The sequence below is a fragment of the Sphingomonas sp. LY29 genome (genome assembly GCF_035593985.1).
GTDB lineage: Bacteria > Pseudomonadota > Alphaproteobacteria > Sphingomonadales > Sphingomonadaceae > Sphingomicrobium.
On the sequence record NZ_CP141587.1, the window covers coordinates 1,718,863 to 1,740,318 of the forward strand.

At 58.2% G+C, this 21,456-nt stretch carries 12 protein-coding genes; 7 read left to right on the forward strand and 5 right to left on the reverse strand.

Translation table 11 applies throughout. The features are described from left to right. Positions 1-368: 368 nt before the first annotated feature. Positions 369-1,001 carry a DUF2726 domain-containing protein gene (locus SH584_RS08785; RefSeq protein ID WP_324806375.1) on the reverse strand — a complete coding sequence of 211 codons (633 nt, stop codon included), beginning with the start codon at positions 999-1,001 and terminating at the stop codon, positions 369-371. Positions 1,002-1,280: 279 nt separating this feature from the next. Between SH584_RS08785 and SH584_RS08790 the strand changes: the two genes are divergently transcribed. Beyond that, positions 1,281-2,183: an HNH endonuclease gene (locus SH584_RS08790; RefSeq protein ID WP_324806377.1), complete on the forward strand. Its 903-nt coding sequence runs from the start codon at positions 1,281-1,283 to the stop codon at positions 2,181-2,183. A 124-nt stretch (positions 2,184-2,307) separates the two neighbouring features. On the opposite strand, the gene SH584_RS08795 is transcribed toward SH584_RS08790, so the two are convergent. The 3 genes from SH584_RS08795 to SH584_RS08805 all read right to left on the reverse strand — a co-directional run bounded on the left by SH584_RS08795 (position 2,308) and on the right by SH584_RS08805 (position 8,358). Next, entirely contained in the window at positions 2,308-6,135 is a 3,828-nt protein-coding gene (locus SH584_RS08795; RefSeq protein WP_324806378.1) for an NACHT domain-containing protein, read from the reverse strand. Positions 6,136-6,289: 154 nt separating this feature from the next. After that, positions 6,290-7,387 (reverse strand): hypothetical protein, encoded by a 1,098-nt coding sequence (locus SH584_RS08800; RefSeq protein ID WP_324806379.1) that lies wholly within the window; start codon positions 7,385-7,387, stop codon positions 6,290-6,292. Then, complete coding sequence (locus SH584_RS08805; RefSeq protein WP_324806382.1) at positions 7,384-8,358, reverse strand: hypothetical protein; 975 nt, start codon at positions 8,356-8,358, stop codon at positions 7,384-7,386. Before SH584_RS08805 ends, SH584_RS08800 begins: the two co-directional genes overlap by 4 nt. A gap of 766 nt (positions 8,359-9,124) precedes the next feature. On the opposite strand from SH584_RS08805, the gene SH584_RS08810 reads away from it, so the two are divergent. The 3 genes from SH584_RS08810 (at position 9,125) to SH584_RS08820 (ending at position 12,884) form a co-directional block, all read left to right on the forward strand. Then, positions 9,125-11,314, forward strand: coding sequence for an AAA family ATPase (locus SH584_RS08810; RefSeq protein ID WP_324806384.1), 2,190 nt, complete (start codon positions 9,125-9,127; stop codon positions 11,312-11,314). Next, the gene (locus SH584_RS08815) at positions 11,314-12,357 is read left to right on the forward strand and encodes an HNH endonuclease family protein (protein WP_324806385.1); all 1,044 of its coding nucleotides are present in this window, start codon (positions 11,314-11,316) and stop codon (positions 12,355-12,357) included. The genes SH584_RS08810 and SH584_RS08815 overlap by 1 nt, the downstream gene beginning before the upstream one ends. Positions 12,358-12,488: 131 nt before the next feature. Continuing rightward, a complete protein-coding gene (locus SH584_RS08820; RefSeq protein ID WP_324806387.1) occupies positions 12,489-12,884 on the forward strand; it encodes a hypothetical protein in 396 nt (131 codons plus the stop codon). 417 nt (positions 12,885-13,301) lie between these two features. Here the strand turns inward: SH584_RS08820 and SH584_RS08825 are convergent, their stop codons facing one another. Next, a complete protein-coding gene (locus SH584_RS08825) occupies positions 13,302-13,934 on the reverse strand; it encodes a GIY-YIG nuclease family protein (protein ID WP_324806389.1) in 633 nt (210 codons plus the stop codon). 120 nt (positions 13,935-14,054) lie between these two features. Between SH584_RS08825 and SH584_RS08830 the strand changes: the two genes are divergently transcribed. The 3 genes from SH584_RS08830 to SH584_RS08840 all read left to right on the forward strand — a co-directional run bounded on the left by SH584_RS08830 (position 14,055) and on the right by SH584_RS08840 (position 21,452). After that, complete coding sequence (locus tag SH584_RS08830; RefSeq protein WP_324806390.1) at positions 14,055-15,866, forward strand: site-specific DNA-methyltransferase; 1,812 nt, start codon at positions 14,055-14,057, stop codon at positions 15,864-15,866. A 3-nt stretch (positions 15,867-15,869) separates the two neighbouring features. Then, entirely contained in the window at positions 15,870-18,515 is a 2,646-nt protein-coding gene (locus SH584_RS08835; protein ID WP_324806391.1) for a DEAD/DEAH box helicase, read from the forward strand. A 291-nt stretch (positions 18,516-18,806) separates the two neighbouring features. Continuing rightward, on the forward strand, positions 18,807-21,452 hold the full coding sequence (locus SH584_RS08840) for a calcium-binding protein (protein ID WP_324806392.1): 2,646 nt from the start codon (positions 18,807-18,809) through the stop codon (positions 21,450-21,452). The last annotated feature ends 4 nt before the right edge of the window (positions 21,453-21,456 follow it).

Here is a 21,456-nt window from a genome sequence, read left to right on the forward strand (position 1 = left end):
GGGGAGCCCGACCCCGGCAAAAATCGCGGGTCCTCCCGGCACCCCCACCCCCACGGGTAACGCGCGAACCGCGTTATTTAACTAGGCGAAAGATCTTTTATGGGATTTGTTGCTTCCACTGGCGCAAAACAGAGAAGGAGTCGCAACAAAGGGAGGAAAGCCGATGTGCGTATCTAGGGCGCAAGATGCCGCGTGCGACGGTAGTTGGTGTCGGTAACTGGCCGAAAGCGGAGCGTCTGCTGTCAGGTGCTAGGTCAACATTCCTGCCGTCCGTTCACGGTGGTGGGCTGTTGACCCTGTCGACGCATGGCAGGCACACACGGCAACGCTGGGGTGAAGTCCCCCGTCTTCTGCCGTACCACGCGCGCTCAGCTGGTCTTTTCAGGTACCAGTTTCTCTACGAGCATTCGCAAGTCACCGGGCGTGGTGTGTCCCGCCACCACTTCGTGGTAGCCAATCCCCGCCTTGCGAAGTGCTTCCTTCTTCACCGCGTCGCGCGCCGCGGCATCGGAAAGATAATGACCGCCCCCTTGGTATTCGATCGCCGCGACCGCATTACATTCGGCATCGACGACGAGCAGGTCGACCCGCTTGCTGTTGATGCAGCGATAAGCCGCGGGGCTTTTGGATCGTAGGATTTCTCCAAGGCTCACTTGCGCCATAACTTGCCAACCCGGGTGGCGAGCCAGAACCAGCCGGTCGAGTTCACGAAACAGCCGGGTTTCGGACTTGTTGAGTAGTGGTTGGACCGCGAAGTCCGCCGCCATCACTAATCGCAACTGGTCCGCAGAATCTGGCAGTTTTTCCTCGGTTTTGGGTTGCCCCCATGGGCCGCGCGCGACCTTACTTCCGCCTTGCCATTTGCCGCGCCGGCGATTCCGCCAATCTTTATGTCGCGTGGCGGCTTTTGCTTCCTTTAATATTGCTCCTCCGATCACAGCGATGATCAGCAAGATCATCAGCGTTGTGTTCGGGAATATCTTGGAAAGGTCGACTGTCATGACTGGCATGAGTGCCGATCAACTAACGCAAGTCAAGATTTCGTCTTCTTTTCGCAACGTTCGCTTTCGACTGCCAATTTAATTGGCTAGCCTCATCGGATTTCCAGATCGTCCCAGCCTGCCGTCAAAGGGGTTTGCTTCCGGTGCTGCTTCGGAGCGTGTCGCCGTTTACTGAGCGTGAAGAAACGTGCTGACGGACATGACAAGCGGCACACTGCCGCGAGCAGCTGCCCTTTCAGTTCTTAGGACTCAGGATATGGTGTTTGCCAGGAGGGCAGCATGGCATTTTGGATAGTTTACCAGGGCAATAGTTGGGCTCGCGCGCGCCGAGGTGGCTACTTATGGGCGCCGAAGGTCGGAAAGAAGGGCCAGACGCAGGCGTACTGGGCGACAATGGAGCAGGTCAGCCCCGGTGACCTGATCTTCTCTGGCGTGGACAATGCGATTCGCGCCATCGCTGAGGCGACGCATCCGGCTTATACCGCCGAGCGTCCAGATCCGCTGGATGAGGATTTTTGGTACGGGGATGGTTGGAGGTTGGACGTTGCCTACACCGATCTCCCGGAGCCGATGTACTACCGAGACTGGGTGCCCGGCGTACTGAGTGAGATGCCGGCGATTCACTCTCCGTTTCATGGTGCCGGGAAGCCGAACCAGGGCTACTTATACACACTGCCAAATAGCGTCGGAGAACACATCATCGGGCTTGCGCGGCAGCAGGGCATCGATCTAGCGGGCCGAGCCAATCAAGTCGCCCTAGTTTCCAACGGATTCGAGACCACCAGACAGCAGCTTACTGCTGCCCGCATCGGGCAAGGGAAGTTCCGCAAAGACCTAGTAGCTCGATGGGGTGGCTCTTGTGCAGTTCTCGGGGTGACGCGACCGGAGTTGCTAAGGGCATCGCACATCAAACCGTGGGCCAGTTCTAACAATGCTGAACGTTTGGATCCCGCGAACGGGCTATTGCTCTCCCCGCTTTACGATGCCGCTTTCGACGGGCTCCTCTTATCTTTCGCCGATGATGGCGCGCTTAAACTCGCTTCGGACTTCTCTGCCGAAGAAGCTGAGGCGGCCGGCATCGATCCTAATGCGAGAATTGAAATCACGGACTCGAGTACCCGGAACTACTTAGCAGAGCACCGTGCCTTGATGGCAGCTCGCTCAGAGCGGATCACTAGCTGAAGGCGAACCTCGTTCAGGTACGGGCTCATCCAGACCAGGTCATAAAGGTCTTTTACGCGACAACACATGGCTCACGATCGAAGAAACTTTTGACGAAAGTGCGTCCGCACCTTTGCCGAGTCGCTTAACTTGCGAACTTCGAATCTGCCCGCTTCAGCTCATCAATTACTTTCTTCACACGCTTATCGCGAAGCTGTTTCGCTTCGATCGCGAACTCGGGCGGCTCTCCCTCCAGAAATGGACCTAGGCTGATTGGATCGTCACGATGCCAAACGGGGTAAGGATCGACCAACTCCAAGACAATGTTCAGACGCGCCCATTTCTGGGGCTTTGTCGAACTCGACATCTCGGCAAGATGATCCAGGGCCGCTTGCTCGCGCGTACGGCGCTCAGTCGCCTCCAAAGCGAGTGTTCGAAGTTTCGTATCCTCATCACTCGCCAGGCCATCAAGCCAGTCAAGTGCCATGGAAGGCGGCATCCAGCCGGCAAGCTCAGTGCCTACAAGCCTGTCATCAATGGCGTTGGAAGCTACTAGCTTAGACAGTCGACTTTGCATTTCGTCAGCAGGGATGCTGGCGCGGAGTCGCCGCGCGATTTCAGCTCGAAGCGATGGCTTTTCGTCGCGGAAGCGCGACAGCAAGTATGTCAGAGCTCGGTCTCTATCGATGTCCAGTAGCAGGTCGATAGCGACGGGCGTTCTTTCCATCGCCCACATCCGCTTGGCCATGAAATATGCTTCGTCACTGCTCGACTTGGCCAAGTACTGAATTGCCGCTGCACGATGGGCGGGACTCACTTGGGAGGCGCGATGTGCGCGCCGCAGCAATTGCTCAGTCGAATCCTCGTCGCCGTGCTCAGCTAGGAGCGTTGCTTGCCACGGCTCCCAGATTAGATGGCCTCGTTCCCGTGAATGAAGAAGGAATTGCACGACGGCGCCACGGCTGTCTTCGTGCTCCGCCAGTTCTAGCAGATAAGATTGATCTGACGCGGAACCGTGCCCGAGGCTTCTGCCCAGAATCCAGCTACAAACAGACTTGCGTGCTTCCGCATCGCCCAAGCGGGCTAGGTAGAACGCAGTGAAATGGGCTTCGCGGTCGGGTGAGCTTTCGAGAATCGCACGAGCCATTGGAAGAGCCGCGGGGTCGTAGAAATCCAAAGCGTTGAAGCTGCCAATCATCGTCTCCCGCAGTGACATCGAAGTGCTCGTGTCCAGGAACATCGGGAGGAGCAAGCTGGCGTCTGTCTCGTCACGAAGGAACCCTACGAGATCGGCCGCGACCTTGTGGTCTTCGGCTGAAACGCTCGCCAGCAGCTCCGTTATTCGCTTCCGGAGGGCATCCACCAGACGGTCGGATCCCGATCGTATTTCCGCCGCGTTGACATAGACAGGCGCTCCAGCCCTGATCATCGCCTCGAGTTGCCCGTCACAGGAATGGACTGCGTAAGCTTCCATGCTGATCACGCTGCGATAGCCGTCAGCACTCTCCTCCCCTAGGGGCATTTCGCTCAATCGAAGCGCCACGGCCCGGTCTGCGCTCCAGAAAGCCGAATGGAATCCATCTTCCTGACCATAAGGACTGGTGCGGTTTAGTTCGGACAAGACAAGCTCATCGAATCCCGATCCACCTATCATAGCCAACATACGCTCGCATTGTTCGCCGTCTCGGTCACGGACACGGCCAACACGACCGGTGCGATTCCGACAATAACGTAGAAGTTCTTTTTCTAGAGCAGTTCCAGCGCGTCTCGCGACAAGTTCGGTTTGCCACAGAAGAGGCAGTCGTCCGACGACCTCGAACAAGTGATGAAGCCGCCCGAGTTGCAGTTCCTCGCCTAGGCTCTTCTCTTGAGCTTCGTTGTGGTCAGCCAGACGGCTGGCGAAAGCGTCCATTATGCGTTCGATGGAACGCTCATCGAGCAGTTCCGGGCTCGATCGATAGTGAAGCACGAAGTCAGTCAGGGGATCTTCGCCGCCGGCAACGCGCGACTCAATTGCGTCAGCAAGCGGTCGGACGCCCGCGCTTCGCGCGATATCGTGCATCCACCATTCCGAGGCAAACCAACCGTGGGAGTCCAAGGAACTCGCGATTTCCTTGAGTGCCGACTGTGGATCCAAAATCGACAAGCCGCGAAGCACTCTGTCCCTTGCTCGTGTCTGCGGATCATCGGGAACGACGTCGAGCCAGTCAATCAGGTCAACGTCGCGGAAAACGTACACCGCATCCACGAGGGCCACGCAATTGGAAGGCAAGCTGTCATGCAAATGTTCGCGACTGCGGAGATAGATTCCTTTCCGCGCGTCCAATGACAGCCGGCTGTCGGCTATCAGGAGCCATAGCAATTGCTCGAGCGCCAAGGCATCTTGAGTGATTTCGATTTTGCTCTTGAGCCAAGCGTCGGACGCCAATGCGCGCTTGGCCGCATCGAAGCTGGCTTCCTTGGCGCGTATGAGCGTGGACCGTCGCTCGTTTGCTCCTTCGCCTTGTTCGAACAGCTTGTATTCACGCGTCCGCTCCAAATGGATAAGCCATAAAGGCTCTATCGCCTCGTCGCACGGGACGTCACCGGCGACGCCGACAGCGACCCTCCTTGCGCTTTGGTTCGTTGTGCTTGCAAGCATGTGAACTGAAGCCGCGACCCATGCTCGTTCCGCCGCGCCTATCGCGGCCATGGCGGCGATGACATTGCCGCGCAGGTCCGCCTCGCCCGGCGCGAATGACTGCAACGCGAGTTGCTCGAGCGCTGGCAAGACCGACGAGCCCAACGTCGCGACTTGATTGCTCCACGCCGCTTTGTTTCGCCAGTAACGTGCATCGCTTCTGGCCTTCGTCAGCAATGCTTCAGCGACGACGGTCGGTGGCATCCGCTTGGATGCAAGCCACATTACGTCCATGAACACGTATCCAAGCCGCGATCCGAATGGCGTGCCATCGGCTTTGCGAAGCTCATCGAGCGCTGCTAACTCCGCAATGAGCTGCTGAGGAGTCCAATGGCGCTTGAGCGCTTCCGCCACGATCCACTCAGCGACTGCCCAGTTGAGCATGCGATCAGTCGTGAAGCGCAAACAGTCGTTATCATCCCATCGGACGAGCCCCACTTCCTCAAGACGCTGGACGCGCTCCTGATCCAGTTCCGCCGCTTCGAGCTCACTACGTGGGAATGGATAGCATGGCCGCGAGCTGGCCAAGCGCCCACTAAGACGCGTAAGCGCGGAGCGATCGAACGGATGCTCGCTCTGGCCTCGATACTCTTCAGTTGCATATTGCCAGTAGCGCCTGAACAGCTCGTACTCAGTGGCGCCAGTCCAGTCCGATCTGACCGGCAAGCCAATGAATATTTGCGCGTGTATGGGCTTCAGTAGCAGCTCGAAAACGTCGTCGGGCATGGTCTCGAGCGGCTGCTCTTGGCCATGCAATTGCAGGAAACGGCGCAACTCCGCGCTGCTAAAGTCACGTACGTGCGCAACTTCAACGTTGGCGTGCTGTTGGAGCTCCGCTGTGATCCGCGGCTGGCACGATAGTCGGATCCGAACGCCCAGGGCGAACCAGGGGTATTCCCCAATTGCTTGCGCGAAGTTTCGGTCTTGGACGTCATCGATGCACAAGGTCAGCCAACAGCCATCACTGTCACAAACCTTGGGCTGAAGTTTCTCGACGAGATCATCGAATGACGAAGCTAGAGCCAGGTCGAGCTGGCACGCTTGCTCAATGACCTGTTGAAGCAATGCTTCCAAGCTTGCCGGGGCACGGACGAGCATGGTTATCCGACCATGGCGCGCTTCCGTAAGGGCGAGCTGGCACAGCGACCAAGTCTTTCCCTGCCCTGACTCGCCGCTCAACGCGATGAAAGGCTTCGGCGTAACGGGCGGTACTTCGCGCGCTTGCTGGGCTTCTTTGTAGCCAAGCGCCGCCGCTGCTTCCTCGACGCGTTCAAGCCATTGTAACGCTAGCACTCGCCGACACCTCTCGCTCGTGAACTTACAATTTTAAGAGATTAGACGTCTTGGCTGCAACGCGCCGCCAAGCTTATCTCTGGGCACTCGACCAAGCCGACTACCACCGGGTCATGACAAGAGGTGAAACAGCTTGTCGATCTCATGATCCAGTTTAGGCGTCAAGCAATCGGCGCAGGGCCGAAGGCAGCCACAAGACTGTAAAAATCACGCCACCCGCTAGCCTTCCCAAAGCCCGCGTAAGCGAGCTTGCCCGCTTCCAACTATCCGTCCGCCGTGCGTTCTCGTCTCGGAACGTGTGCAATGGATGGCGTAAGAAGCGGTCCCAAGTTCCGCCGTCGGAGAGCAGGGCTTCGAGTTCGGTTTCGAGCGCTGTCGAGTGGCGAAATTCTTGACGAAAGATCGTCGTCGTCTCGGCATCGAGATAGCCAGCATAGCCGCCCGGTCCCGTACCCGGGATAATGTATTGCGCCGCACGTACCCAACGGTCCTTACCGCCCGCCTGATTGAGGACGGCTTCGATCCTACCCGAGCGCAAGTACGGTTGCCAATCGAAGTCGGGACGGATGATACTGCCAGTCGTGATGACGCGCCCAAACATGATGTCGCTGAACTCGGGGTTTTGGAGCATCAAGGCGAACAAGTGCGTGCCAAAGCTGTGGGCGACGAGATCCGGCGCGTCGGAAATGCCGCTTTTCCTGGCAAACTCGACGGCTTTCCGAATATTTCGGCCGAGTTCCCTAGCCAGGCGAACGTGGATGAGTGGGGCCAAGACATCGAGCGTCGCCCAGCCATATTTATAAATGAGTACAGGCGCGCTGTAGCGAAATTTATTAGCGATCCGCCAACTGAACTCTTCTTGCCACGCGCCGCGCGTGTTCATGCCATGGACGCCAATCATCCAGTGAACGTCGCGGCTTGGTATACCGACGATGCGATAGCGGCGAAACGGCTTGGGCGCTTCGCCGGCCTCTGCGAAATCGACCTGGCATTTGGGGCATTGACCGTCGCTGACTTGGTCCGCGTTCAACACTTGGCCGCAGGCCGTCGTCGGGCAAAGGAAAGCGTCAAAGGCGACCAGCCGCCCATCGTCTACGCGAGCGGCAATCCAGGCTCGAAGCGCTTCGCTGGGCCATGGCTCGCCTACGGCGTCGGCGAAGCGTTCAGGATTAAGTTCGAGCGCTTCGCCGCGCGCTTGGCGCGCGTCGAGCTCACGTGTCCACTTTTCGGCGTCGGCCGATGGCAAGGTCACGCTTGATTTGCGTCTAGAATGGAACGGACCAGCTGGTAGACGTCCGAGCGCAAGCATCTCGCCCACAAGCGCAAGCAGCCTTCCTTCCCGAAAACTTGGACAGAAATTGCTACGCTGAGCTTTCCGCCGTCCGCTTTGTAGTGGAACATGCCACGCGTGTCATCAAATGCCTCGTCGTCGAGCCCCTCGCGCGCTTGTCGCACGGCTTCGATTTCGTCGATTCCGCCATCTGCTTTCTTGGAGCCCATTTCGACATAGCCTTCGTCATTGTCAAAACGGCTCGACTGCGCTCCTTCGCCTTTGCTCTTGGTCTTGACGGCTTCGTTGAGCGAAATGCTCGGGAGACGAGCAGGCGCGACGCCAGTCGCAGCCACTTCTTTCCACACTTGCGCAATCGCTTCCGCGTGTTTGATTTCCTTGTTGCGGTGGATGAGAATGCCGCAGAACGCGTCTTCGAAGCGCCATTCGAAGCGAACTATGCTTCGCTCACCATGCCGCAAGTACGCTTCGAAGCGGTAGAACTCGTTGCCCTCTTCCTCAGTAAAGTCTTTTTGCTTGTAGCGGCTCCACCGGTCTTTGCCTTGCTGCCAGACCATGGAGAGCCTCTCGTGGTCGACGAGAATGGCTGTAAGTCGAAGCTCGTCGGCGAAGTCGAAGCTGATGCCGCTTCCCAGCAGCGCGGCGTGCGCGCTCCCTTTAATACGCGTGACTAGATCCTCGGAAGAGATTGCTGGTGCCTCGTAGAGGTAGAAGTGCTGGTTGCCCCAACCCTCGACTTCCGCAAGCCAAGCTTCGATTTTCTCTTGGTCGAGCTCACCATTGTCGATGGCCGCGTTGAGATTTGTGCGAAACTCATCCTTGTTCGCGCCAATTTTGATGCCGTGCGAACGCGCAAGCTCTTTTATGAACGAATTGCCCTGAGCGAGGATGACGCGCTCCAGGATTTCCTTGAGCTCGGGTTTGCTCAGCATAAGACCTCCCCAACCATGCCGAGCTCGATAGACTGATTAATGTACGCACTTGGCTAAGACAATGACTCGCGCACCTGCAGCTGTTTGCGTCGCTTAATCTCTTGCGAATGGGCTCCGCGTGGGTGGCGATGAGGCGAGATTGCACAAGACGCAGAACGAGCGAGAGCCGAGAGCGCGCCCGAGGCACCAGGGCGCCGCTGTCGCAACGAAGCATTGTTGCCAAGCAGCAAAGCCAAGGGAAGCGCGTCCAAGCCACCGACCGCGACGTCAATGATGGTATTTCAGCCGTGTCCGTGCGCGTTACGACGCGCGCAAGCCAAGCCCATTTTGGCAGTATTCTTGTCGATAGTGATGTGACCAAGCGCGTCAGCGCACTCGACACAGGCCGATTGTCCACTTGAGCTACTGGGCCCGGCCGCGCGCTTGCAAAATCCCAGGGCTCGACTGGCCCTGGTCGTCACTGCCAATGGCAGGCACAGCGGATCCTCACTGTTTTGGCTTTGGGGGATGCCGCTTGCGACAGTCACAATTTAGCGGATTGCCAACCGTGGAGCAAAAACAGCAGCACTTGTCTTGGTGCGAAAACTCATGCTGAATGCTTGGGCTCGTCTACTTATTATGATGTGGTGCCCATCAAATGCTGCTTTACGATAGGAATGACGAGCCGGCGCCCGCGTGCCTTTCGGATCATCGCACTACCAAGTTTAGAGAGGCGTTGGCTGACCTATTCCTCGGAGATCAAGACACTGCCCAGCGACGCTTCAGCATGCGTGAACTGGCAGTTCAAGACGGAGAGCTCTACTCGGCACTGCAGCGGCTTTTCAAAGGCCGCTGCGCATTTTGCGAAACGTCCACTGAGACCATCATGTACCGCTTTCGCCCGACGGAAGAGGCTGGTCCGTCTGGCTCTGCGCCGCTGCGATACGCGTCGCGAAGCCACTTGTATTATGCCTGGCTGACCAACAGCTGGCAGAACATCTACTCCATTTGCAATGCGTGCCATCCGCTCGAGAAAAGCATTTTCCCGGTCCGGGGCCAACGCTGCGACTTGCCGTCACGCAAAGTTTTGGAGACATACATCCGTGAGCCAGCTGGTTCATGGCGCGGCGCCATTCGCGAAACGCCCATCTTCATCGACCCGTGCGGAAAGCGCGACTTACGCAAAGACCTGGCCGCTTTGCCCGATGGTCAGCTGATCGCGCTGTCGGAAAATGGCGACGCGACCATCCAGCACTTTAACTTGGGCCGCAGCGAGCTAGCCACGCGACGGCGCGAGGCATTTGACAGATATGTTGGCTGGCTACTCAGCATCGAGGGCGAGGAGCATGAAGAGCACGATTGCTTTGCGTTCAGAGAACTAGAGCACGGCGGTGCGTGGTACCTATTGCTCTATCAAGTCGCACGCATTCTAGATGCTGGCAGCGGGACGAGGGCGCCGCTGTCGCAACGAAGCATCGCGCGCTTCTTCACCAGTTTGATGACCAGGCGTGATTACACCAAGCGAGTAATGGACGCGCTCACCAACCTTGCAGAAAACCCCAGCCAGCTCACCCAGAAAGTTCGAGAATTCGCGGCGATTGGCGACGCCCGCCCCACCGAATTTTTCATAGAGAACTTCAAAGCGCTTGAGAAGCTTCACGTGGTTGTGCCCAAGTCGAGCGACCGAGTGTCGTCCGAGACCAAAGAGCCGCTGGCCCCCGCTTTGGTGATCATTGGCGAAAATGCCGCGGGCAAAAGCTCCATCCTCGAAGCCATGGCTCTGGCGCTTAGCCCGTCTTCGGCGCGGCAAGACTTGCCCGACTTTCAGAAATATATGCTCGATCCCTCGTTCATGGGCGCGTCGGGCCACCTGCGGCCGCGGCCTTCCACGATTTCCGTCGCTTTCGAAAACGAAACGCGCGCGGATGTGACAGTCAATTTCGCTGGCATGCGCGACGCATCTCCACCGCCAGAGCATCGTATCCCAGTCTTTGCGTATGGCGCGTTCCGCTTGTTCCTCAAAGGCGACAGGTCAGGAAGAGCGTCGTCGCACATACGCTCATTGTTCGAGCCCGATTACGCTCTGCCCAATCCCGAAAAGTGGCTTGCGGGCCTAAACGGGACGCCAGTGTTCGATGAAGTCGTACGTGTTATCCGCTCCGTCCTGGCCATTGACCAAGTCTTCGACCGCATTGAATTCGATAAGACGTCCGGCGAATGCTTGCTTGTCATGAAGACCGAGCGGAATGGCCAGGACCCGCTTATCATCCGCACGCCGCTCCGCGCTGTGTCGTCTGGCTTCCGCTCCGTGCTCAGCATGATCTGCGACGTGCTTCGTGGCATGATTAAAGCCCAAGTGTCTGCCAGTGCGACACTCGCTAGAACGCGAGCGGTCGTCTTAATCGACGAGATCGAAGCGCATCTCCATCCACGCTGGAAGCTGCGTATCGTCCAGGGTCTTCGGCAAGCGCTCCCCAACGTGACGTTCATCCTGACAACGCACGATCCTCTATGCCTGCGTGGGCTGTCGGGCGGGGAAGTCATGGTCTTGCGGCGCTTCCAGCGCGACACGCCACTCGATGGCGAGCTGCCTGAATATGTCGACAAGCTAGAAAGCCTGCCTGCCATTGGAGCGCTCACGATCGAGCAATTGCTGACGTCTGATCTCTTCCAATTGTTCACGACCGACGCGCCAAGCACGGAAGCTGGGCTTGCGGGTGTCGGCGACCTACTCGCTCTAGAGCTTAACGATGAAAAGTTAAGCGAAGTCGATGCCAAGCGGCTCGAAGGCGTCCGGGCGACCATCAGGGAGCAGATTGGCGGATCGCTGCCGGTCGGATCGACATTGGTCGAACGGCTGGTCCAGGAAGCTGTCGAGCAATATCTCATCGAACGCCGTCAGACCCGCGCCACCAGCTTGGCGGAACTGCACGAGCGGACTCGAGACAAGATCCTCGACGCGCTGAGGCAAAGCTGATGCGCAAGGTCGACCGAAAGACCGTTGCCGATCCCGCAAGCCTGTCAGGCGAACAATCTGCTGGCGGGCGAGAGCTCATGCGAGCTCGCGAGCATCACAATGCCGTGCCGCCGAAAGAAAGGTCGTTCGAATTCGCGGCGTACAAGGGCGACGACGTGCGGCACGCGCTCGAGAAACTGTTTTTCTGCAAGTGCGCGTATTGCGAAACACGCTACGACATCACTGGCCCCGTCGATATTGAGCACTTTCGGCCCAAGAACGAAGTCGAGGGCGAAGGCAAAATCGGCTACTGGTGGCTGGCCATGGGTTGGCACAATCTGCTGCCGAGCTGCATCGACTGCAATCGCAGGCGCTATCAACTAACGCCTGTTGCGATGGCCAGTCTGGGCGGAATCTTGGAAGTGTCTCGCACTGGCTTTGAAAGCATTAAAACCGGCAAACAAGCATGCTTTCCTATTTCGGGAACGCGCGTCACTGCCGAGCCTGACCCAGCCGACGTTGATCAGCTCTTGGCCGCCGAGAAAGCCATTCTTCTCGATCCCTGCCTGGACGTGCCAAGCGACCATTTGAACTTCTACATCAACCGTGATGATCCCATAGGCGTTGTCTTTGCTGCTGCTGAGAATGGAACGATCGCTGGAGACTTACCGCTCTTGTCGCCAAATGCCGCTGCCGTCGAAAATGCCGCGCGAGCCGCGGGCATCAGCGTCCGTGGGGCTGTCTCCATCCAGATCTACGGGCTCAACAGGCTGGCTCTCGTCCAGGAGCGCACGCGCGTCTTGCGCAGCTTGGAGTTCTTGGCTGACACGGTCATCAACTTGTACGCAACTGCCGACAAGCTGCGCACCGTGAACGGCGCCAACGCCTCCGAAAGAAGGACTGTGGACGAAAGCGTATCGCGGCTCGAGTCCCTCGCCGAACGTGCCATCGCCCAGATCAATTTGATGGCCGCCGATGCTTCGCCATTCTCGACCATGGCTAAGACTTGGATAAAGTCATTCCGGGCAGATCTGACTGACCCTCAGCGCGCCATCATGGTCTGACGATTGGTAGCGGTTTCAGCGAGGCAAGCTGGCCAGGAACCGGTTCAAGCGACCGCCGATACCCCTCGGGCAAACTCGAGGGCATCCAACCGGCCCCGACAGGCGCTTATTTTCAGCCAATTCTTGGGTGCATGGCATATCAAATCGCGCCCAAGAAGCGGGCGTCAAAAATAACGGTTCCCGAGCACGCCCACCCGCTTGCCAAGGCGCTCTTTGCGGAGATGCGCCGCCAGGGAGTCACATATGACGAACTTGAGTATAAGGCCGGTGTGCTTCGCTCGACAGTGAAGGCCTATCGAAAAAACAACCGTCCGGGACTTGATACGATTGAAGCCACCTTGGGAGTCCTTGGATGGACAGTTTTGCCGGTGCCGCGCGCATCAGTGCTTCCCGAAGCGCTCCGGGCTGACTTGGAGGCCGTCGCTTCCAAGCATTGCATGGCAATGCCTTGCCTTGAGTTCATTGCGGCCGCCGTTGGCCGCCGACCAGTTGGCATCATCGACGCACGCCAGCGGAGGGCAGCATGACCTCACACGAGAAAATCCGGGCGGCGCTCATGCGTGAACGCGGGGCTCGTGCCGCGACCTACGCCGCGGCCCTCGCGGGCGTTCGAGAAATGGCCGCATTTGCAATGGCGTTCGACGTCCTTGAGTACGATCGGCGTGCTTTTGCTCGCGCTGAGGCTCGCGTGGGCTTGGCGCTCAAAGCAATGAAGGATTGGAGAGACCCATTGCCGGATGGCGGCAGTATGACGGTTGATGCCGGAACTGCGGCCGCAAGCATTCTCTCATTCGATTCCGCCGCGCCGGACCGGGCCCCGCTCCCAAGGCCTTAGGATTGGTGCGGCGGATACTGTTAAGGCCGTCGTCGCCCGCATCCTCAACGCGTGAGGTTTCGGCGTTGTGCGTATAAACGCGTCATATTGGGATGTGCGTGTGGGTTTACTAAAGGATCCCATTGTCCCGCGGTTCGTCTAGGACGCCAATCTCGCTGAGCCTAACCCCATTGAAGGCCCAATATTCCATTCCACTCACTTTTTTCCAATCATAGCCCATCTCGTTGATGATATTTAGCGCAGCCGCGGACGGGCTAAGCTGCTCACCTCGAAATGTGACCTTCCTCGCTCCCGAAACCACGCACGTTAGGTTTTCGTCTTTGGTGAACGTCAGCTCGCTGCCAATTGGAATGCTTAAGCTAGGAAACGTTCGAACCTCGCGCCGCTTGCGATGCTCTTCGATCTCCTTGCGCTCACCTGCGTCAATGGCCTGCTCTACGTCAGTGAAAGCGATTTCTTGCTCGGCCACCAACTCAATTATGGCCTTCGCTAAGTCCGCATTGATCGTGAAGAACTCGCGACTTCTTCTCGCCCGGCTTTCGCCAAATACAAAGTGAAGCGTTCGTTCCAGCCTTCGGCAGTCGGGGACTCGGGCAGCGAAAACGCACTCAAAAGGCACCGGAACTGAGGTGTTATCAAGCTGCCGCACTCGGTCCATCACGTCATTTTTTTGCGTGAGTCCAATCTTCACGTAACCCGGCATCGCCGCGTTTGACAAAACGTAGACAATCCCCGCGCTCATAGGCGTTATCTAACTTCCTTCTTGGCTAGCGTCTTGAAGCATGGGAATGCTCAGGTTTGCAATGCTTGTGCCGGGAATCTCACGCCTGCTAAGCCATCCGAACAATCAGGGAGTGAGTGCGTGCCGGAATTGAATTTCAAGGGCAAAGAATTTGTATTCAATCACCATTTAACGGTGCCCTTCAGGCCATTGGAAATTCACAGCGACAAGGGCGTCGGCAAGCCGGGCTTGGGCGGCAACCTGATCATTCATGGCGACAATTTGCACGCATTGAAGGCGTTGCTGCCGACGCACGCGGGAAACGTGGACTGCATCTTTATTGATCCTCCATACAATACCGGCAACGAGGGCTGGCGCTACAACGACAACGTAAACTCTCCGATGATAAAGGAGTGGTTGAGTGAGAACCCAATCGGCCTTGATGACGGCCTAAGGCACGACAAGTGGGCTTGCATGATGTGGCCGCGACTTCGCCTTTTACATAAGCTGTTAGCGGAAGGTGGATTCTTCTTTGCCAGCATCGATCACAATGAAGTTCAGCATTTTCGTTGTATTTTGGATGAGATCTTTGGCGAAGGGGCCTTCGTCGCCAACATCGCTTGGCAAAAGCGGACGTCTCCCGAAGCCCGAAAGCGTTTGGGTCCTGCATACGATACAGTTCTCGTTTTCAAGAAGCTTGGCAGTAAGTCCGAGTTGGCGAAACTAGGCCGAACGGACGAGCAAGAAGGGGAGTTCTCAAACCCCGATAACGACCCGAGAGGGCCCTGGGTGTCCAGCGATATGACTGGCCAGAATCCGGATCCGACCAAGCGACGCGATCAACAGTACCGAATTCAGTTGGCAAACGGAGAGTGGGTTCCTGCTCCTCGGGGACGCTGCTGGGCTATGCTCGAACCGGAGTATTTGAGGCTGAAGGAAGAGGGGAGAATTTGGTTCGGCGTAAGCGGTGATGCGCGACCGCGCGTTAAAACCTATCTGAGTGAGTCTGAGGGCATTAGCAGTTGGACGTGGTGGCCTCACGAAGAAGTGGGCAGCAACCAAGAGGCAAAAAAAGAAATACTCAATATTCTGCACGACGAGGACTTTGACTATCCCAAGCCCGTTCGGCTTTTGTCTCGAATAATTGAACTGGCAGTACCCAAGGATGGCTTGATACTAGACTCATTTGCAGGGTCTGGAACGACTGCCCACGCGGTTCTCGCAGCGAACGCAAGAGACGGAGCGAATCGGCGTTTCATTTTAGTCGAAGGGGAGGATTACGCCGACAGCCTCACCGCGGAGAGGGTGCGCCGAGTAATTCGCGGATATACCTACGCGGGAACGGAGAAAGACGAGCTTTTGCGTGAGAAGCTGACCTTTACAAAGCTTCGCAATGCTGCGTCGATTATGGAGCGCATCCAAGGAATTGAGACGCTCGACGGGCCCAAATATGATCGGATTTCAAAAACCGTGAAGGATGGCTCGCTCATCGTCACAGGCGAAAGAGATATCGAGGAGCAATCCCAAGGTCTGGGCGGTGAGTTTACCTACTGCACCCTTGGAGATCCTATCGACATGGACGGACTGCTTACGGGCGAAGATTTGCCCGCTGTCGATGCAATCGCCGCCCTTCTTTTTCACACTGCCACGGCGCAAGCGTTTCATACTGGTGCGCTCACGCCGGCCCCAGCAATCGGAGAAGGGGTCATGCAGCTTGGCGAGGTGAGCGGAAGGCACCTTTGGCTAATTTACCGTCCGGATCTGGCATGGTTGAAGTCCGCGGACGCTGCGCTAACGCTATCGCGTGCCCGGGCCATCGCTGCCACTGCGCCGGGGGACCATCTTGTATTTGCGCCAGCTAAATTCGTGTCCCGCGAAGTGTTGGCTCATGAACGGTTACTCGTTGAATACGCACCCCTTCCCTTCGCGCTCTACCGCGTAGAGACGGCCTAAACCGTGGCGTTCCGCGAACTCAATTATCAGACGCGTGCGCTCGATGTGCTGGACGCCTTTCTTGCCGCCCTTAGCGATGAGAAAGTCAATGCTGATCAGTTAGAAGTAATCCGTGCCGCTCATCCCGGCGTTGAATTTCCCATCCCCGATTTTCCGGCGAAGGCATGGGAACGGATGAAAGACGAAGGGCGCCTTCCTCAGTCCCGAAGTCATTTCCCTTATTCGCCGAGAAAGGCGGGCAATGGCCAGCCGGTGCCCAATGCGACGCTCAAGGTGCCTACGGGGGGTGGAAAGACCTATCTTGCCTGCGCGGCAATTTCCCGCATTTTCGGCCGCTACCTTTCGACCAATACCGGCTTCGTGCTGTGGATCGTGCCCAACGAAGCGATCTACACCCAAACGCTCAAGCACTTGCGCGACCGCCAGCATCCCTATCGCCAGACGCTTGACCGTGTCGCGGCTGGCCGCGTCATTATTATGGAAAAGGGCGACCCATTTAGTCGCGCCAATGTAGACGCCAATCTGTGCGTCATGGTGTTGATGCTGCAATCGTCTAACCGCGAAAATCAGGAATCTTTGCGCTTATTTCGCGACCGTGGCGATGTTCACGGCTTCACGCCGAGCGAAGGGGAGCAGGCCGCGCACAAGGCGTTGCTGAATGCCGTTCCCAACTTGTCGATTTACGACCTCGCTGGCAGCGGCCCAGCTTGGCCTATGGTCAAAGACAGCGTCGGAAATGCTTTGCGCATCATTCGGCCTGTGGTCATCATGGATGAAGGGCATCGCGCCATCTCAGACTTGGCGTTCCGCACGCTCTATGACTTTAATCCGCTTTTCGTGCTGGAACTGAGCGCGACACCAAGGGATGTCGCGACACAAGCCGCAACGGCAGCCCGCCCCGCTTCTCCTGAACGCAAGGCTAATGTGCTGGTCGAAATCACCGGCCGCGAATTGGAACAGGAGGGCATGATTAAAATGCCCCTGAACATCGTGCCGATGGCGGACGATAGCTGGAAGGGTACCGTGCGTGCGGCGCTCGACAAGCTGAACGCGCTGGACGCTGCGGCAAAGGCATATCGCAGTGACGGCGGCTACTACATTCGACCGATCCTGTTGGTTCAGGCGGAACGTACCGGCGCCGAACAGCGTGACTCGGGCTACATTCACGCCGATGACGTGAAAGCGTGGCTGTTGGCAGCCGGACTTGACGAAGCAGAGGTCGCACTGAAGACGGCCGAAACGAACGACCTGGACAAGCCCGAGAACCGCGATTTGCTGTCCCCTATGTGCCGGGTCCGGGTCATTATTACGAAAGCCGCGCTTGCCGAAGGGTGGGATTGCCCCATCGCGTATGTCCTGTGTTCCTTGGCTGCTACGGGCAACGAAAGTGCGATGACGCAACTTGTGGGACGCATTTTGCGCCAGCCGAACGCGGTCCGCACCGAAGTTGACGACAGGGCGACAGGCGTGTCGCTGGACGAAGCCTATGTATTCACGCACCGAGCTGAAACGGCGGCAGTTGTTGCAGCGATCAAGAAAGGTTTGTCGAGCGACGGCCTTAGCGACCTTGTTCAGGACGTTAAGCTTTCGAACCGCGGCGCGACCAGTGTTGCGAAGCGCCAAATTCAACGGCGAGACTCATTTCGCACGACGGACATTGCGTTGCCGCAAGTGCTTTGGATTGAACCGGGGCGAGACGCGCGTTTGTTAGACGCTGAAAACGACCTATTTCCGGCGATTGATTGGGCGGCGTGCGATTTGGAGAGTTTCGCTAACGCCCTCCCCGAAGGAGCGCATGCCGCCGAAACTCAAGTGGTCCGATTGCGCACGGGCGAGGATGCGGATTTTGTTACCGAAGACGCAGTGGCAGTAGAGGAAGCCCGGTGCTTCAACGCGCCACACGCCGTGCGCATGGTCAATGATATTGTGCCCAATCCCTACGTAGCGCGGGCACTGGTTCAACAGGTATTGGACCGGCTCACCGGCCGCGGCTTTGCATCTGACATGATAGGGCGCATGTCCGGGTTTATCATTGATGAGCTGCGCAAGGTGCTCAGCCGTTGGCGCGAAGAACAGGCGGCAGCGGTGTTCCGTGAACGGCTCAACAACGGTCAAATTGAATTCCGGGTACGAGGCGACGGGGGCGACTGGACGGCCCCGGATCATATTTGGACAGCAGCAGCTGAAGCTGCACCACAGGTGTTGAGCGGCACTGGCGGTGCATTGGGGCGTAGCCTATTCCTGCCCGTCTATGCCAGCGACCTGAACGATGATGAAAAGCAGGTTGCCGTCTATCTTGATGCGCAAGCCGTCATCAAATGGTGGCACCGTAACGGCACGGATCGAGGCAGTTATGCGCTTCGCGGCTGGCGGCGCGGTAATGTCTATCCCGATTTCATTTTCGCTGCTTTGCGGGATGAGTCGGGAGAGCGGATTGTCGCGGTCGAATCCAAGGGCGATCAGTTGGCTGGCAATCTCGATACAGAATACAAACGCGAACTGCTTGAGATGCTTTCCAAAAAGTTCGGTAAAGCCGCCGCTGCCAAGGCGGGCGAACTTCCAATGGGCGCGAAGAATGTGGAATATGAGGCAGCCGTAGTCCTTTTCAGCGATTGGAAGGCGAAGCTTCCTGCGTTGATAACCGGATAGAAGGAGTGGGTCCGAGCGGGCCCAAGCGCTCTGCGGAAAGCCGCTTTTAGGGACTTCGTTAGGGTTGGACCTGCTTTGGGCGCCCCCTACGGAGGCGAAGTTCGAATCCCTCCCGCTCCGCCAGTTTCCATCGTCGCGGTACGGCCAGACTCAGGACGCGTGCGCGGACGGATTTTTGTTGCCGTAGGTCTGTGACGAAGGCACTGGAAATAGGGGTTATTCAGCGATACTCGTGACTTGCTTGGGAGTGGGGGTGTTGTTGTGGCGAATGACTTTGACGCGTTGCGGTATTTGGCGGGATATCCGGACCTGATCGCCGCATTCGGGACCGACGAAGTCGCTGCCCGCAATCATTATGAGATGTTCGGGCGTGCCGAAGGGCGGGATCCCTTCCGGTTCGATCCGATTGCCTATTCCGCGGCGAATGGCGACTTGCTCCGTGCCTTCGGGACCGATGCGCGCGCCTTGTCGCTTCACTATCTTCAGTTCGGTTTTGCAGAAGGCCGAACGACGACGTTCGGCGCTTATCAATATGCCGCCAGCTACGGCGATTTGCGGATCGCGATGGGCTCCGATGTCCAGGCCCTGACGCAGCATTATGTCCGATCGGGTTTCGCCGAAGGCCGGACGCTCAGCTTCGATTCGCTGCGATATGCGGCGAGTCATCCGGATGTCTACCGGGCGCTCGGTTCGAATCCGGAGGCCCTTGCCCGTCATTATGTAGAGGTTGGCGCGGCGCAAGGCCGGACGATGACCTTCGATGCGCTTTCCTACGTCGCGAGCCATGCCGATCTGTTGCGCGCGTTCGGAACCGACGTGGTCGCGAGTACGCGGCATTACCTTGATCAAGGAATCGCCGAGGGTCGCGCAATCACCTTCGACCCGATCGTCTATGCCGCGACCTATCCCGATCTGATTCGAGCCTATGGCGCCGATCGGCAAGCGCTCGCGAAGCATTTCGTCGAATATGGCTTTTCTGAAGGACGATCGGCGTCGTTCGATGCCGTCGCCTATGCCGCGGCAAATCCCGACGTCGATGCGGCCACAGGCGGAAATCCTGCGGCGCTGGCGCTGCATTACGTTCAGCACGGTTTGGCTGAAGGACGCTTTTTCGCGACGTTGATCGGCACGTCGGGCGACGACCAGTTGAGAGGTGCGGCGGGCAACGATGTCATTGCTGGCCGGGGCGGCAATGATCTGTTCGTCGCGACGGCTGGCAACGATCGCTACCTTGGCGGTGACGGGATCGACACCCTCGACACGTCGGAATTGGCAGGACCCGTGACGATCACCCGGACGGTTATCGGCGGTCGGCTTCAGGTCGGCGACAAGGTCGATAGCTTCGAATCGGTGGAGCGATTCTTCCTGGGCAGCGGAAACGATTTCGTCGATCTGGATGGCGGCCGCGACACGGTCTACGGTGGGGCTGGGTCAGATCAGATTTTCGGGCGCGGGGGCGGCGACGATCTTCATGGCGGTGCCGGCGACGACGTGGTCAGCGCTTTCACCTTTGAACCTGCCGACGCCAGCGCGATCGATCGTCTCTACGGCGACGAGGGCTCCGACATCCTGATCCTGGGGGATCGGGGCGGCGAGGCATTTGGCGGAGCGGACGGCGATCAATTCATTATCCGCGACATGGTCGGAGATGCTCGAGCGATCCTGAACGGCGGCTCCGGGCAGGACACGGTGTCCAGCAGCTTCGCCGGGGACGTGGTCGTCGCCTCGGACGGAAACACGTATCTGCTCGACCGTGCGACGGGGGCGATCAAGGCGTCGCTGACGAGCATCGAATATTTGTCGGTTCTCCCGATGACGACGTTCGGGCTGATCCCCGGTACGGTCAACGTGATCGGACAGGGCGGAAGCGCATTCTCCTATTTTGCTTCGGGAAGCCACAACCTTCGTGGGGAGTTTAAAACCACTAGCGACGGCTATGCCGGCTTCCAGCTGGGTAGCGGGCATCAGGAAATCTCCGCCACCTTTACCGGCGGCGGCCGTCTCTTCTTCAGCATGACGAAAAGCACCGTCAATGCGACGATCCTGGGCGACGCCGACGTCGAGTTCGATATCAACACGTCGACCGGCCCCGCGTTCGTCAGACTTGGAGACGGCGACGACCGCTTCGTGGTTCGGAGCGGCACCAACACGCTCGACGGAGGTGGCGGGAACGACACGCTGTGGCTTCTGAGTGAAACGGCCGTGTCAATCGATCTCGTTCGTGGCGAGGCGCGAAGCAACGACGGGATCGCCGTGACTTTCCAGCGCATCGAAAACGCGATCGGCGGCGAAGCGAACGATATCATCATCGGCAATGACGAAGCCAACGTCTTGCGCGGATATAACGGTGACGACCGGATTTATGGCGGCGGCACCGGTACCGACGGACGTTTCGACATCCTGATGGGCGGGCCGGGGAATGACATCCTGGTCGGCGGTGCAGGCTACGACAGCTTGCGCGGGGATGCGGGCGACGACCTTTTGGTCGATCGGGCCAACGGCAGTCTGTCCGGACATGAAGGCAATGATGTTCTCGTCGCGCTTCTGGACGATCCTGTCGCGGCCGCGTCGAACCTGCTGTTCGTGAACTTGGGCGCCGGCGCGGATACGTTGGTCATCTCCGCCGCGGTCGGCACCTTTGCCAACATTCGCGTGAGCGATTTCAACTTGGCCGAAGGTGACCGCCTCGACCTGTCCAACCTGCGCGACCTCAATGGCCAAGTCCTCGATTTTGCGGACGTCATGGGCGCGATGACCAGCACGGCGGAAGGCCTGCAGCTCGACCTGTCGCAATTCCGAAACGTCGGCGGCGCGTCGCTTTCTGGACAAGTGGTGTTCACCTCCCTGTCGCAGCCGAGCGACGTCGGCGTCGGAATGTTCGTGTTCGAGAACGGGATCGATTGGCGTTCGCCCCTGCCGACGGACTGGCTGCTGTAGCCTG